The sequence below is a fragment of the Nitrospira sp. Nam80 genome (assembly GCF_965152575.1).
In genome coordinates this window covers 2,262,398-2,276,982 of the sequence record NZ_OZ224216.1, presented here as the reverse complement: position 1 = coordinate 2,276,982, position 14,585 = coordinate 2,262,398, and the positions used below count along the sequence as shown (strand labels likewise).

Annotated in this window: 12 protein-coding genes; 6 read left to right on the top strand and 6 right to left on the bottom strand. The window is 57.5% G+C overall.

Annotation, left to right across the window (positions count from 1 at the left end):
• The first annotated feature begins 28 nt into the window (after positions 1–28).
• Positions 29–559, top strand: coding sequence for a hypothetical protein (locus ACWGXE_RS10710; RefSeq protein WP_447603589.1), 531 nt, complete (start codon positions 29–31; stop codon positions 557–559).
• Positions 560–573: 14 nt separating this feature from the next.
• On the opposite strand, the gene lpxD is transcribed toward ACWGXE_RS10710, so the two are convergent.
• From lpxD to lptF, 5 genes are all read right to left on the bottom strand, one after another.
• Positions 574–1,638 carry a UDP-3-O-(3-hydroxymyristoyl)glucosamine N-acyltransferase gene (gene lpxD, locus ACWGXE_RS10705; RefSeq protein WP_447603588.1) on the bottom strand — a complete coding sequence of 355 codons (1,065 nt, stop codon included), beginning with the start codon at positions 1,636–1,638 and terminating at the stop codon, positions 574–576.
• A gap of 4 nt (positions 1,639–1,642) precedes the next feature.
• On the bottom strand, positions 1,643–1,993 hold the full coding sequence (locus ACWGXE_RS10700; RefSeq protein WP_447603586.1) for an acyl carrier protein: 351 nt from the start codon (positions 1,991–1,993) through the stop codon (positions 1,643–1,645).
• Between the two features lie 54 nt (positions 1,994–2,047).
• Complete coding sequence (gene fabF, locus ACWGXE_RS10695) at positions 2,048–3,298, bottom strand: beta-ketoacyl-ACP synthase II (protein WP_447603585.1); 1,251 nt, start codon at positions 3,296–3,298, stop codon at positions 2,048–2,050.
• Between the two features lie 109 nt (positions 3,299–3,407).
• Positions 3,408–4,616, bottom strand: coding sequence for an LPS export ABC transporter permease LptG (lptG, locus tag ACWGXE_RS10690; RefSeq protein WP_447603583.1), 1,209 nt, complete (start codon positions 4,614–4,616; stop codon positions 3,408–3,410).
• Positions 4,502–5,590, bottom strand: a complete 1,089-nt coding sequence (gene lptF, locus ACWGXE_RS10685; protein WP_447603581.1) for an LPS export ABC transporter permease LptF — start codon at positions 5,588–5,590, stop codon at positions 4,502–4,504. The genes lptG and lptF overlap by 115 nt, the downstream gene beginning before the upstream one ends.
• Positions 5,591–5,737: 147 nt before the next feature.
• Here lptF and ACWGXE_RS10680 point away from each other — a divergent pair, with 147 nt between their 5' ends.
• From ACWGXE_RS10680 to ACWGXE_RS10670, 3 genes are all read left to right on the top strand, one after another.
• Positions 5,738–6,688, top strand: coding sequence for an IS1595 family transposase (locus ACWGXE_RS10680; RefSeq protein ID WP_447603580.1), 951 nt, complete (start codon positions 5,738–5,740; stop codon positions 6,686–6,688).
• Between the two features lie 1,407 nt (positions 6,689–8,095).
• On the top strand, positions 8,096–8,314 hold the full coding sequence (locus ACWGXE_RS10675; RefSeq protein WP_447603578.1) for a cold shock domain-containing protein: 219 nt from the start codon (positions 8,096–8,098) through the stop codon (positions 8,312–8,314).
• Between the two features lie 176 nt (positions 8,315–8,490).
• The gene (locus tag ACWGXE_RS10670) at positions 8,491–10,338 is read left to right on the top strand and encodes a tetratricopeptide repeat protein (protein WP_447603577.1); all 1,848 of its coding nucleotides are present in this window, start codon (positions 8,491–8,493) and stop codon (positions 10,336–10,338) included.
• Between the two features lie 43 nt (positions 10,339–10,381).
• On the opposite strand, the gene ACWGXE_RS10665 is transcribed toward ACWGXE_RS10670, so the two are convergent.
• The gene (locus tag ACWGXE_RS10665; RefSeq protein ID WP_447603575.1) at positions 10,382–11,347 is read right to left on the bottom strand and encodes a 2-hydroxyacid dehydrogenase; all 966 of its coding nucleotides are present in this window, start codon (positions 11,345–11,347) and stop codon (positions 10,382–10,384) included.
• 114 nt (positions 11,348–11,461) lie between these two features.
• On the opposite strand from ACWGXE_RS10665, the gene ACWGXE_RS10660 reads away from it, so the two are divergent.
• Entirely contained in the window at positions 11,462–14,305 is a 2,844-nt protein-coding gene (locus tag ACWGXE_RS10660; protein WP_447603573.1) for an FAD-binding and (Fe-S)-binding domain-containing protein, read from the top strand.
• Positions 14,302–14,550 carry a cytochrome c3 family protein gene (locus ACWGXE_RS10655; RefSeq protein WP_447603572.1) on the top strand — a complete coding sequence of 83 codons (249 nt, stop codon included), beginning with the start codon at positions 14,302–14,304 and terminating at the stop codon, positions 14,548–14,550. The genes ACWGXE_RS10660 and ACWGXE_RS10655 overlap by 4 nt, the downstream gene beginning before the upstream one ends.
• The last annotated feature ends 35 nt before the right edge of the window (positions 14,551–14,585 follow it).

The window sequence follows — 14,585 nt, the reverse complement described above, 5'->3', positions numbered from 1 at the left end:
AACGAACCTTTGTCCCGTTGGAGCGTCCATGCCGAAACTCGTGACTGTCAGGCAGTTCGAAGATACCACCGAGAGAGCCAAGAACTATGTCAAAGCCTATATCCTTTTTCCGTCGGGCTTCCTCGGCCTCGTGACCATGGTCGCCGGCACCGCCGCGCTCGGCTACCAACTCATTGCGACTGAGAGTTACACATGGGCGACCTTCTGGATGAGTTCCGGCCTGCTCATCTTCGGAGGATGCGTGGGGTGGGCACAAACCCGATATCACCAATACATTCTGAATAAGTATCCGGACGTGTTCGCCTCTCGGATGAAACCCATATCTACCAAACGATCGGGGCGTGCAAAGAAAGATCCTGCCATCCCGGCTCCCCAGGCCCCGGGATCCAAATGGATTCCGCTCGCGTATGTAGCCGGAATGGGAGTCCTCATTGCCGTGTCCACCGTCAGCATGCAGAGAGGGCACGTGCATCCGGTTGCGGCCTACCTCATGCCGTGGGGAGGATTTTTTTGGGCGAAGCTTTATTTCTGGCGGGCGGTCATCAAAGACGGGCGGTAACGAAATCCGGCATCTCAGGATCGCTTTCTTGGCCCGCGTTTCTTTTCAATCTTCTGCAACCGCTCCTCTAACTCACGGACACGCTGGCGAAGATCGGGTAATTGTGGAATCACGGCCTGCGCCTTGAGGAACGTCGCATGCGGCATCACCGGCGCGCCGGAGACGATTTGATGGCCCTCGAGGCTGCGGGTGACTCCGGATTTGGCTGCGATCATGACATGATCTCCGATGACAAGATGATCCGCCAAACCGGCCTGGCCTCCGACCATGACATAGTCGCCGAGCGCGGTGCTTCCGGCAATGCCGACTTGGGCGACCAAAATATTGTGCGCTCCGACCGTCACATTATGTGCAATCTGGACCAGGTTATCGATCTTCGTGCCTTGCTTGATCCGAGTCTGGCCGAACGTCGCCCGATCGACGGCGACATTGGCGCCTAATTCCACATCATCTTCAATGACCACTCCGCCGAGCTGCGGAATCTTGTGATGCCGTCCGCCGTGCTGCACATACCCGAATCCGTCGCTTCCGATGACCGTCCCGCTGTGAAGGGTCACACGCGCTCCCAGGGTACAACCTTCGCGCACAACGACGTTCGCATGGAGGACGGAGTCGTCGCCGATCACCGAATCATCCCCGACAAACACGCCGGGGAACAACGTGACCCGCGCCCCGATCGACACACGATCCCCCAATGTCACGCGCGGCCAGATGGACACATCCGGACCGATCGACACCGCTTCGCCTCGCACCAAATCCGGAGCGATGCCTCGAGCCCGGTACGGTTCGACGAACAATTGCTGCGCAACACGTACAAAGGCATAGGCGGGATGATCGACCACCAGCAGGGGACAGTGGACATCGGGCACCGGCCGAGCGGCGATCAAGGCGCCGGCCCGTGATGATTGCGCCGCTTTTAAAAACCGGTCGGATGCCAGGAAAGCCAGATCGCCGGCTTCCGCCGTTTCCAGGCTGGAAAGGCCGGTAATGACGGTGTCCGCCTTGCCGATCAGCTGTGCGCCGAGCAGTTCTTGAATGGCGCGCAAGGGCACGGCCTGTGGCGCGTGTCTGTATGTCATCCTCTCATGACCGTTTCTTGGCGCCTTTGGACAATGGCTTTGAACCGGTTGCGTTAGGCGTCGGAGTCTTTACCCCGGCCGGCTTACTGCCGGCCGGCTTGGAGGATGAGGGGGGCTTCAGGCGGCTTTCAATATAGTGGACGACATGTTCGACGGATGTCAGACCGGCGAGATCTTCATCCGGGATCTGCAAATTAAAGGTCTCCTCGAGCAGATACACGAGTTCGATCACCGCCATGGAATCCAAGCCGAGATCGTCGCGCAGATGATAATCGGGCCGAATCGAAGCCGGATCCCGTTTGAGATAGTCGGCCAACGCGGTCGTGATTTTCCGGCTCACTTCTGACTGCATCATATTCTGTCCTTCTGTATAGACGGCGCGCGGGACGGAGGTCACTTCGGCACCGACCTATACGGCTCGTAACACCACCGCCGCATTGTTGCTGCCGAATCCGAAGGCATTGATCAGCGCCACCTTGATCTTCCGTTCTTGCGGGTCGCGCGAAATACCGGGCAGGCGGCATGCGGGGTCGGGATTATCGTAATTGACGGTCGGATGAATGTGTCCCGTCTGGAGGGCCAACGTCGACGCAATCCCGGCCAGCGCCCCCGCCGCCCCCAATGTATGGCCGATCATCGATTTGACGGCGTTGACGGCCAGTTTGTCGGCTCGCCCTCGAAAGACCTGGCGAATCGCCTTGATCTCCACCGCGTCGCCTACGCTCGTTGACGTGGCGTGCGCGCTGATGTAATCCACCGCGCCCGGCGCCACGCCGGCATCTTTCAACGCCAGGCTCATTGTGGTCGCCACCTCGGTCCCATCTTCGCGCGGAATGACCATATGGTGAGCTTCGCTGGTCGCCGCATACCCGGCGACTTCGGCGTAGATCCGGGCACGCCGCTTTTTCGCATGAGCGAGCGATTCCAAAATCAACGCGCCCCCGCCTTCCCCCATGACGAATCCGTCACGCGCGCTGTCAAAAGGCCGGGAGGCCTGTTCGGGTGTCTCATTAAACTTAGTCGATAAGGCGCGCAGCGAGCAAAATCCGGCGAAGACAAGCGGCGTAATGCTGGCATCTGCTCCAACCGTGATGATGGCGTCCGCTTGGCCATGCCGGATGGCATTCATGGCCTGGCCCAACGCATGAGCGCTCGAAGAACAGGCCGTCGAGATAGTCAGGTTCGGTCCCTTCGCGCCGTACGCCATCGCGACGATGCCGGAAGCGCTGTTGAGCGTGATGACCGGAATGAAATTGGGATGCACCCGGTGGGGCCGCCGCTGTTCGTAGAGGTGGGTGATTTCGCGTTCGCCCATTACCATCCCACCCATGCCTGCCCCGACGATCACGCCGACGCGATAGGCGTTTTTGCCCGCCATGTGCAGGCCCGAGTCGGCGAGTGCTTCTTTCGCCGCGACAAGGGCAAACTGTGCGTACCGATCCACACGATCGCCTTGTCCGGCGGTCAGGTAGCGTTCCACGACGAAGTCATGCACTTGGCCCGCCACACGCGACCGATATCCGTCCATCGGAAACGGATCGAACGCACGGACGGCGCTGATGCCCGATTGGCCGGCGAGCGCCGCTTTCCAAAAGGATGACACGCCGATGCCGATCGGCGAGACGACTCCCAGGCCCGTGATGACGACACGTTGCATCATACAAGTCAGAGCGCTGAACCCCAGGGATCGCGCATGCCCGTCTTCTTACCGTAAGGTCGTCGGGCAGTCAACTTGGCCAAGCCCGATGGAATGGTCCCGGACATCATTATCAGTACCGCACCTTGAGCAGCAAATACCCGCCGAAAGCCAAGAAGACCAGATTGGCCATCCAGCCGGCAAGCATGGGCATTAACACACCACCGCGTCCGAGTGCAATGGACACCGAATGGGTCGTCCAATAGAAGAAGCCCACGGCCAAGGCCTGCCCAATGCCCATAGCCATGCCTCGCCCGCGCACACCGCTTCGGCGGAGACTCAAAGCGATGCCGACGATCACCATGACCACCGTCACAAAAGGAAAGGCCACGCGGCCGTAATAGTCGGTCAGCAGCCGCGGGATTACCGCGCCGTCCTGGCTCAATCGGGCGGCGAACCCCCGTATGTCTTTGAACGTCATCGTCTCCGTATCCATTTCAAACCAAGTTGTGAAATCCTCCGGGATCTGCGCGAGCGGCAACGGCTCCGATACAAAACTACTGACCTGAAGCGAGCCATCCTCTCGGAACAGGCGCTTGGTGCCGTCGTGCAAAACCCATCCCCGGCCGCTGAACCGCGCGACCCGGGATTCGGTAATCTGGAGCAACTCGAAGTTCGAGCCGAGCAGATACAGCCGGACGCCATGCAACGCCGTGCCGCCGTCACCGACCGTCTGAAAATTCATCAGCGTGCGATTGCCGATCCGCACCCAGGGATGCGGGGACTTGAGCGAAACCGGCGCCGCTTTTTTCTCAATGTGCGTGGCTTTGATGTAGTCGGCCTTGGCCGATGACAGCGGAATGATCGTCGAAGTAAACAACAGCAGGACCACGCCGAGCACGAGTCCAAAAAAGAGAAACGGGGAGGCGATCCAGTACAGGCTGATCCCGCAACTCCGCATGGCCGTGATTTCATGAGTTCGGGACAGCACGCCGATGGTAAGCAACGTCGCCATCAAGACCGCAAGAGGCGTGATCTGATACGAGATCCCCGGCATCCGCAGCGCGAAATAGGTCAGCACGTCGACCGCGCTCGCGTCGTAGCGCAGAAACTTGCGCACTTTTTCGAAAAAATCGATGACCAAATAGATCGTCATGAGGCCCGAAAAGCACATCACAAAAATCTTGAGGTATTCACGCAGCAGATAGCGAAAGAGAATGGTCATGGTCAGCGTCGGTTCATATTGGCGAACCAGATAATCGTCGCCACGAAAAATATCCCGTTCGGCAACCAGGCGCCGGCGAACGGGGGAATCAGCAGCGTCGTGACCAAGAATTCGCACGCCACGTTCAGCACATAATAGATCACGACGACGAGCACGCCCACGGCAAATCCGCCCATCCGGCCGGATCGCTTGGAGACGATCCCGATCGGCACTCCCAGAATACAAAATACCAACGACGCAGTCGGAAAGGCCAAATCCTTATAGTGTTCCATAAGCCGTCGCAACGCGCCCGGATCCTCCCAGTTTGACGCCTCCAACTTGGCCATGATGGCATCCAAGGAGGACCGCTCCTCCGCCCCGTACAGATTCTCACCGAATGTCAGCTTCAGATCGTAGGTGGAAAAGGCGACTTTCTGGTAAAGCTCAACATTGTCGGGCTGGCTATGGATGACGCCGTCAACCAACTGCAGCGCCACCTGACTGGTTTTAGGATCGGTCATGACGAAATACTGCCGGGCGACGATGACGCGTGGATCGTCCGGATTACGGTTGTCCGATACGAAAATGCCCTTGCTGTCCCGTTCGGGCCCCGCATCGGGGACATAGATCACCATTTTCGGGACCGTCTCGTTAAAGACGCCTTTCTCCAATTCCAGGACGAGTTCGTCGCGAAGGAGATTCAACGCCACTTTCTTCAGATTGACGTTGCTCCACGGCTGTCCCCACTGGGCCAACATCAGCGTCAGACCAAAGACCAGCAACGAGAACAGCAGGACAGGGTGCGCCAATCGCATGAGGCTCAAGCCTGCCGCCCGCATCGCGACCAGTTCTTTATCGAAGGAGAGCCGTCCGAACGCCGTAATGGACGCGATGATGCCGGCGATCGGCAAGGTCAGGACCAAGAAGGAAGGCAGCAGGTGGCCGAATACCTTCATGACGGCGAAAAGACTCACGCCCTTGGACACCAATAACTCCACGAGCCGCAGCAGCTCTTTGGTCAGCATGACGAAACACAGGGCCCCCAGGCTGATGAGAAACGGGGAGAGCAATTCGCGGAAAATATAGCGATCGAGGATGGTATGTAAAAGCACGAGAGCCGGCGGTATTCAAAAATGGTGGCCCCACTATAGAAGACCGCCGCCGCCTTGTAAACAGACGAAGGGTCCGCCTGGAAAAGAACGGTATTGACATACTTGACTCAGTAGGGTAGAAGGCTACGTATAGATTGGAGGTGCGCGATGAGTGAGAAGAGGCCACTCCCGACCACGCTACAAGAGGCGATTCGCTATTTTTCTGATCCAGATACCTGCTTGAATGTGGCCGTGTCCTTGCGATGGCCGAATGGCCCTATTTGCCCTCGTTGTGCCTCAAAAAAGTATCGATTCATCAAGACTCGTTCGCTGTGGGAGTGCAAGGATTGCAAGAAACAATATAGCGTCAAGGTCGGCACCATCTTTGAGGATAGCCCGATTAATTTAGATAAATGGCTGTGCGCGTTCTGGCTCATTGCCAATGCGAAGAATGGTATTTCTTCGCATGAAATCGCGCGCAGCTTAGGCGTGACTCAGAAAACAGCCTGGTTCATGATGCATCGCATTAGGTTTGCTCTCCACCACAATTCATTCGATACCAAGCTATCCGGTGAAGTTGAGGCCGATGAAACGTTCATTGGTGGCGTTGCTCGAAATATGCATTGGGTACGGCAACGCAAGATGCAGAAAGCAGAAGGCGGATTCAGGAAATCTGTCGTGATGGGTGTATTAGAGCGAAAAGGCGAAGTGCGAGCGCGGGTTATTGATTGCGCCTCAGCGCGATTAATAACGAAAGCGGTACGAGAGAATGTTGAACCTGGCTCTACGCTCTATACGGATCAATCCTTTGCCTATAAAAAGCTTGCAACCGATTATGCCCATAAAGTCGTGAATCATGCCGAGCGCTATGTAGAGGGAAAGATTTATACGAATGGAATTGAAAACTTCTGGAGCCTATTAAAGCGCGGGTTAAAGGGAACCTATGTCAGCGTAGAGCCGTTTCACTTGTTCCGCTACTTGGATGAGCAAACGTTTCGATTCAATGCAAGAAAAGGCAATGACCAAGAGCGGTTCATGGCGGCTGCTTCGTTGGTGCCAGGCAAGCGCCTTACTTATCACCAGTTAACAGGCGAATCACGCCAAGCTGAGCGAAGCTAGCCCACTGTAGACTACTGTATGCCGCCGTGTTATACAGTACCATGTCGGCGCGTATAGCACTTGATGCACAAGCGTAAAATAGAAAAAACCGATAAATTTGAGAAGCTTACGCCGTTTGATCGGTTTAAGGCGCTCGCTGCCCAGGTTCTAGCAGTGCCGAAATCCGCTCTGCCAAAAACCCCAAAGAAGCCAAGAAAACATTGAATCTTACAAAAGGCCCTGCCCAAGCTTTTGGGGAACGAATTCGAAGTTAAGGTTGGTAAATTCAATGCCCCACCACTTCCCGCCCCGTACAGAGTTCTTGATTCGTATATAGCCCTCTTTCTCTAAACAAAGCAGTGTAAATCTTGCCTCAGCTATTAGGCCTTCTCCGGAAAGGGCAACGGGCCTTCTGCCAAATTGCTGCATAACGCTTTGCAAGTCATGCTCAGTTCTTTCCTCCAAAACACTAGTAATGATTTGCAGCCATTGCGGAATGAAAATCTTGGCATGACGTTCTATGGGCGGGTCAGTATGATAGTGATTTTTAACTATAAGATTCGCAAGATTTTCTCGTGATGTCTGGTCCGCATGCTGCGGTGGTGGGTTAATGAACCGGGGTGTGGACCACGAAAAAAAATAGCTGAACCCCCCAGCAAACACCATACATGCAAGGATGAAATACAGCCTAGGCCATTGGTGGCTCTCGGTATATTGCCAACTGGCGAGTCCAAAACAACAACCAGCGATAATGAGAAGTCCGGCCCTCCACGCTGTTGCGTCTACGAGCGGCGCTATCACCGATAACACAATCCCCACACCTATCTGAATCAGGCCCTCAGTTGACATTGTAACGAATCGTTACGCGGAAGTCTAGCGGACAGCATTATCGATTTGCGTCTGCGTTCAATCGCTCAATAAGTGATGCCGTTAGCTGTAGGCTCCGCTGAGCCATGCGACGGGTGCCAAGAAGAAATGTGATGAAGGAGTAAACAGCAGCGATAGATAGGCCAATCCACACCGGCCATAGCTCGACAATAAACTTCTGCCAGATCGTTTCCACGAAATGCGGCCTCCCTACAAGCCAGTCAAACGCTTTCAGGATAATGCTACTGATGGCCCAAACGACCAAGCCCTGCAATATTTCACGCCACATACCAAGGCGCGTATTTATAACAGGATCACACTACTGAGTCAAATATATCGATGCTAAAAGAACAGCTTGACAAGGTTGAGTGTCATATGGTATTTCGCCTGCGCACTTTCCAGTAGGTCATGATGGGTTCCCTCATTGCTTCAACGTCTCTCCTCAGGAGCCCGTCGCGCTTCCCCCTATCATTATTCCTTATCGCTGCATCATGTGATCCTGCGTCATTCCCCTCTGGCTGGCGCGTAACTCGGTCTGTTTGTTGAGGAAAGGAGGACTGTGTGAAGACAAAAGGTACAGTGAAGTGGTTTAACGACCGCAAGGGCTTCGGGTTCATTCGACTCGATAGCGGTGAAGATGTATTCGTGCATTACTCGGCGCTGCAAGGCGATGGATTCAAAACACTGAAAGAAGGCGAAAACGTTGAGTTCGATATCGTGCAAGGAGCCAAGGGCCCGCAAGCGGCCAATGTCCTGAAGATGCTCGCATCCGCCACCTGACATCGGTTTCTTTTTTTTCATTGAGGCGACCATCTCCGAGGGGGATGGTCGCCTCTTCTTTTGGGACCGGCCGTGCCGTTGTCTCGCCTCCGCACTCTCAGTTCATTCGTCATTTATTTTGACAAAAAGTATTGATACTGTTAGCGTTTACACTCATGCGACAGCGGAGGTAGGCAGTGGCCGTCGACCGGAGAACGGTGCTTCAAAACGCCCAACTGTTTGCGTCAAAAGGACAGTTCGATGCCGCCATCGCCGAATGGCGAAAACTCACGGCGGACAGCCCAACGGACGGAACCATTTTTAATTCCATCGGCGATTTGCATCTCAAGCGGAACGCCAATGGCGAAGCCATCGCCGCTTTCCTCCAAGCCGCCGCCGCCTTCCGCACCGAAGGTTCCACGCTGAAAGCCATTGCCGCGTACAAAAAAATTCTAAAGGTCGATCCCAGCCGGCACGAGGTTTACCGCCATTTGGGGGACCTTAACGCCGAGCGTGGGCTCTTGAGCAGCGCCGTGCAGGATTATCTGACCCTCGGCAAGTTCTATCTCAAAGAAGGGAAGAGCAAACAAGCCCTCGAGATTTATCGCCGGATCGTCACTCAGGATCCCTCCAATCTCGATGCGCAACGCCAGGTAGCCGAACTGTGCGTCCAGGAAAATCTTCAGGACGAAGCGATCACAGTCTACCTGCAGCTCGGGCGTGAACGGTCTGCGCAGCAGCGCCTGGACGAAGCGCGAGACGCGTATCTGGCCGTGTTCCGCTTGGATCCCAATAACGCAGAAGCGAAAGAAATTCTCGACATGGTCAAGAAAGGGGAGGGGGAAACGATTTCTACCCCGCCATCCAAGCCGGCCGGGGGAGCGGGCACCAAGCAGGCGGAGCCAGGCGACCTGCTCGGCGAAGCGACCAGACGAATGGAAGAAGGCCAGTATGCCGGCGCCGAAGCAATGCTCACGCAACTCTTGAGCCGCGAACCCGGCAATCCGCAAATCTGCCAACTGCTGGCCCGCCTGCATCTCCTGCAAGGAAATCTCAATGTGGCCTTGGGGGAATATCGATTTCTCGCGGGAGCGGCATTGCGCGCGCAGGATTATCCGTTGGCCGACTCACTGATTCAAGAATATCTGAAGGCCGAGCCCAATTCCGTCCCCATGCTGGAACTGAGCGGCGAGCTCTATGAGGAAAAGGGCGACGGGGCGACGGCTGCGGACCAATATGGGCGGGCGGTCGAAATTCTCCTTGAACATCCGGAGCCCGGCATGCCCACCTTGCCGGCGGAACTGTATGAGAAAGTACAGGCGCTCGCTCCCGGTAGCTCCATTGCCAGAAAGCTTGCCTCGGCATTCCATCCCGACCAAGCGGCCCACGCTCCATCCGCGGCCGAGCCGGCCTCACCGGCGGTGGACATGGCGCCGACCCGGACCGATGAACCGGTCGCCGATGCGCCGTTTCGCCCCCAATCCGGCGAGCCGGAACCGATTCTGGAGACGATGCACTGCTCCTCCGGCCACGGCCTCACTGAACCGGCAATACCGGCCGAACCAATTGCTCCACATTCCGAACGACAGGCCGCCGCCTCCGAGCCGGTCCAGTCCTTGGATGCGGAGACGCGCTATGCCTTAGGCATGGCCTATAAGGATATGGGGTTGCTGGAAGAAGCCAAGGAGGAATTCTTTACCTCCATGAAAGACACGGCCTTCTTTGTCGATTCCTGCCTCATGATGGCTTCCTGTCTGAAGGAGCAGAACCAGTGCGATCACGCCATTCAACTCTTGGAAAAGCTGGTGGCGGATTCTCGCTGTCGCGAAGGGAACGTCCAGATCGTGCGCTATGAATTGGGCCTTCTCTATGAGAAGATCTCAGCGCGCGATCGGGCGATTGCCATGTACCAATCGATCCCGTCGTTTTATGACGTCCCGCAACGCCTTCAAAACCTGCGAGCTGAAACCAATGCCAACGGGACATCGGCCTCGCACCAGGCCTCTCACCGCCCTCGGGCCATGCAGGATTCCCGTCCCCTGTAAGCAGACCATTGTCTATCCGATCCACGGCCCGTTTCGCCCCTGCTTATGCGACCCGGCAAGGCGCCGCTCGTCCGCTCAGCACCGCATCGATATTGTCTAGACAGATCATCCCCATTCGGACGCGAGTCGAGAATGTCGCGGACGCGATATGAGGCGCCAACACCACCTGATCACACGCCAATAGCCGGGGATGAACAATGGGCTCCTGCTCATACACATCGAGGCCCGCTCCCGCCAAGCGGCCTTGCTCCAACGCAACCGCCAATGCCGCTTCATCGACCACGGGGCCGCGGGCGGTATTGATCAGAATTGCCGTCGGCTTCATCAATGCCAATTGCGTAGAGCCGATCAAATGCGTGGTGTCCGGTGTCAGAGGCACATGGAGACTCACGATGTCCGCGTCGGACAGCACGGCGTCAAGCGTGCACGAGATCCACGTATCCCGCCGCTCAGTCGCCTCCAACGGCCGGCGAGTATGGTAGAGAACCCGCATATTGAATCCTGCCGCTCGCTCCGCTACCGCCCGGCCGATACGGCCCATGCCGATGAGACCGAGCGTGCGCCGCGAGATATCCAGACCTAGCAGCTGAGTCGGGCGCCAGCCGTCCCAGCGGCCGGAACGAACCAGCCGGTCCCCCTCCACGAGACGGCGACCAGTGGCCAGGATGAGGGCCCACGTGAGATCGGCCGTCGCGTCGGTCAACACATCCGGCGTATTGGTCACGATGATCCCGTGAGCCTTGGCCGCCGCGAGGTCGATATTGTTATAGCCCACCGCATAGTTGGCCACGATCTTGAGCTTCCGGGCGCCCGCCAACACCGACGATGAAATTTGTTCCGTCAGCGTGCAGATAGCCGCGTCGACATCCCTCAGTCCCTCGCACAGCCGACTCTCCGGCGGCGGGATCTCTCCCGGTTGATCGATCAGAGTGAAGCGCTCGCCGATCGCGGCCATCACCGGATCCGGTAAAAGTCTGGACAGATAGAGAGTCGGTCGCCGTGCCATCATGACTCCGTTTCGAGAGAGGCGCATCTTAGCGGATCACTCGATGATCAACAACCGGCTTGTCCTTCGGCCGACGAGTATCTAGAATGCGCTGCGGTCGGGTATCATAAAAACATCATGCCCCTTATACTTCCTGACAAGTCCCGCGCGCTTGCGGCCGATCTTCGGGGCCTGATCGGCCCCGACAAGGTGCGGGACGACGGCCCATCTCTGACTGCCTACGCGGTAGATGCGAGCATTTATCGCATGGCCCCCCAAGCCGTGGCGCTGCCGGATCACGAAGACGACATTCATCGGCTCATCCGATACGCAACCACACACGGCATTCCATTGACGCCGCGCGCGGCTGGTACGAATCTAACCGGCTCGGCGATCGGCTCCGGCATTATCCTCGATGTCTCCCGCATGAATCGCGTGCTCGAAGTCAATCGGGAAGAGCGATGGGCCCGCGTCCAACCCGGCATCATCCTCGCCGAACTCAACAAACACCTGGCGAAAGCGAATCTTCTATTCGGTCCCGATCCCTCCAGCGGCGAGATGTGCAAACTGGGCGGCATGCTGGCGAATAATTCGTCGGGACCTCATACCCTGCGATACGGATCGGTCAAGGACAATGTCTCGCATCTGCGCGTCTGCCTGTCCTCCGGGGACTGGCTCGCCGCCCGAGCCTATTCATTGAGCGATCCGGCATGGGCGCAATTGCTGGCTGCCCATGCTCCGGTTCGTGACACGATGGAAATGGTGACTCGGAATCGCGACGTGATCAGCAGGAAACGACCGACGGTCAGCAAAAATAGCTGCGGCTACAACCTCTTCGGCCTGGAGGACGGGCTGCAGCAAGGGATGGCCGATCTGCCGAAACTCTTCATCGGCAGCGAAGGAACGTTGGGCATCTTCAGCGAGGCGACGCTCCGGCTCGCCGTGCGTCCGGCCGGCACCTTGACGGCGCTCATCCATTTTCGGCGGCTGGAGGACGTGGGGGAGGCGGTGCCCCATCTCCTGACTCTCACGCCGAGCGCGCTTGAAGTCATGGATGCCAATACGCTCAACTTGATCGGCAGAAGCAGGCACGGGATTCCCACGGACGCAGCCGCCACCCTGCTCGTGGAATTGGAAGCCGACCACAGCAGGACAGAACTGTCCGAGCAGTCGGATCGGATGGCGGCCATCTGCCGCCGGTATCAACTCGCCGCGGAGCCGGCCATCGCCTTCGATACAGAGCAGCGCGAACAATTATGGAAAGCCCGCAAGGCGCTCTATCCGACCTTGTATCGATTCGATACGCGCAAGAAACCGATCAACTTCGTGGATGATGTGGTCGTTGGCGCCGGCCGGATCAGCGAACTCATCCGATATTTGGAAGAATTTTTCGGCGATCAGAAGACGCCGGTCGCGATCTTCGGTCACATTGGAAATGGGAACGCGCATGTCCTGCCGCTGCTCGACGTCAATGATGAACGGGATTTCGAGAAGATGGTGCAAGCCTACCGTGAAGTGCATGAGACCGTGCTGAACCGTTTCGGCGGCTCGATCTGCGGTGAGCATGGCGATGGACGGATTCGGGCGGAGTACGTGCAAAAGATGTTCGGTGATGAACTGTACGGCCTGTTCGTGCAGGTGAAGCAGGTTTTTGATCCGAGCGGGATTCTCAATCCTGGGATCAAGATCAGCAATAAGTCTTTCACCGAACACATTGATTACACGCGATTGTCCAAGTCATGCGCCACCTGCGCCAAGTGCAACTCTGTCTGTCCGGTCTATGATGTCTTTCAGTCGGAAGACATGAGCTCGCGGGGCTGGTTCGAGATCGTCACAGCCAAAGACTATCGATATCTCGACTCTAAACGAGTGGTGGAAGCCTGTTTGAATTGCAAATCCTGCCGCACGATCTGTCCGGCCGGCGTCGACGTTTCCGATCTCATTCTGAAGCGCAGAGCTGAGCATCCGAATCGGGCGGCCGGGTGGATATTTGCAGTGCATGCGCGACCATGGATATTTGAACCGATCCTTAAAGTCTTGGCGAAGACTCAATCCTGGTGGGATCGTCCCGGGCCGCGCCGCTGGATCGAGCGGCTCGCGCAACCGTTTCTCCTGCGCCTTGCTGAGACGGCGCGACTCCCGGCCGAGATGCTGCTCCCGAAACTGGCTACACGACACCTGCGCGAGCGGCACCCGGACTTGGTCAAAGCCGGCGCGTCCCGCAAACCGGCAGGAGTCGCCTATTTCCACGGGTGCGCCGCGAATTATTTCGATGACGGCGTCGGGGACGCAGTCATTGCTGTACTGCGTAAACACGGAGTGGAACCGGCGCTCCCCCCTCAGCGCTGCTCCGGCACGCCGATCGAGACCTACGGGCATGTGGACCTCGTGAAGCAGCATGCGCGGTTTAATCTCAAGTCGTTTGCCGGCTATGAGACCGTGGTCACCGGCTGCGCCTCCTGCCATCTCATGCTCAAGGATTACGTGAAGTTATTTGGCGGCGCGCCGGAGCAGCGGGCCGCCGAAGATTTGGCGAAGCGGGTGGTCCATATCGCGGAGTTTGTGGCTCGCGCACAAAATCAACCGCCCGCGGCAGCCGCCGATTCTAAGACCCGGCGCGTCACCTACCATTCTTCTTGCCACTTACGGGCAGCCGGCGTCACGAAGGAACCACGGAGTATCCTGTCGAACTTGCCGGGCCTGGACTATGTCGAGATGCCGGACGCCGATCGGTGCGCGGGCGGAGCCGGAACCTATCTCGTCAAGAATTACGACACGTCGCAGAAAATTTTCGAACGGAAGCGGCGCGCCATGGCGGAGACCGGCGCCGACGTGGTGGCGACGAGCTGTCCCGCCTGCATGATTCAACTTCGCAACGGTCTTTCAGGCAATGACAAGATCACGGTGAAACATCTCGCGCAACTTCTCGAAGAATCGTACGAGGCGGCGGAGCCGGCAGGATCGGATCGGCTCAAGGCATGAGGTTCTCCTTCCGCAGGGTGGATCTCGTCTTTGTCGTCCTGGCCGTGGCGGTCGTCGGCGGCGTCGCGCTGCTCCCGTCGCCGCGCGATCGGAATCCCATGGTCCCGGCCGATGCGGAGCATCGGGCGGTGGTGAACGAAAAGGAATGCCTGACGTGCCACCAGGCGACCGGATCTCGGCCGTTGCCGGTCCAGCATCCCAAACGGAAAGATTGTTTTCAGTGCCATGCGAGGGCGCAGGAGTAACAAGCCGCCCAGTCACGAGTTGCCTATCAGGAGGG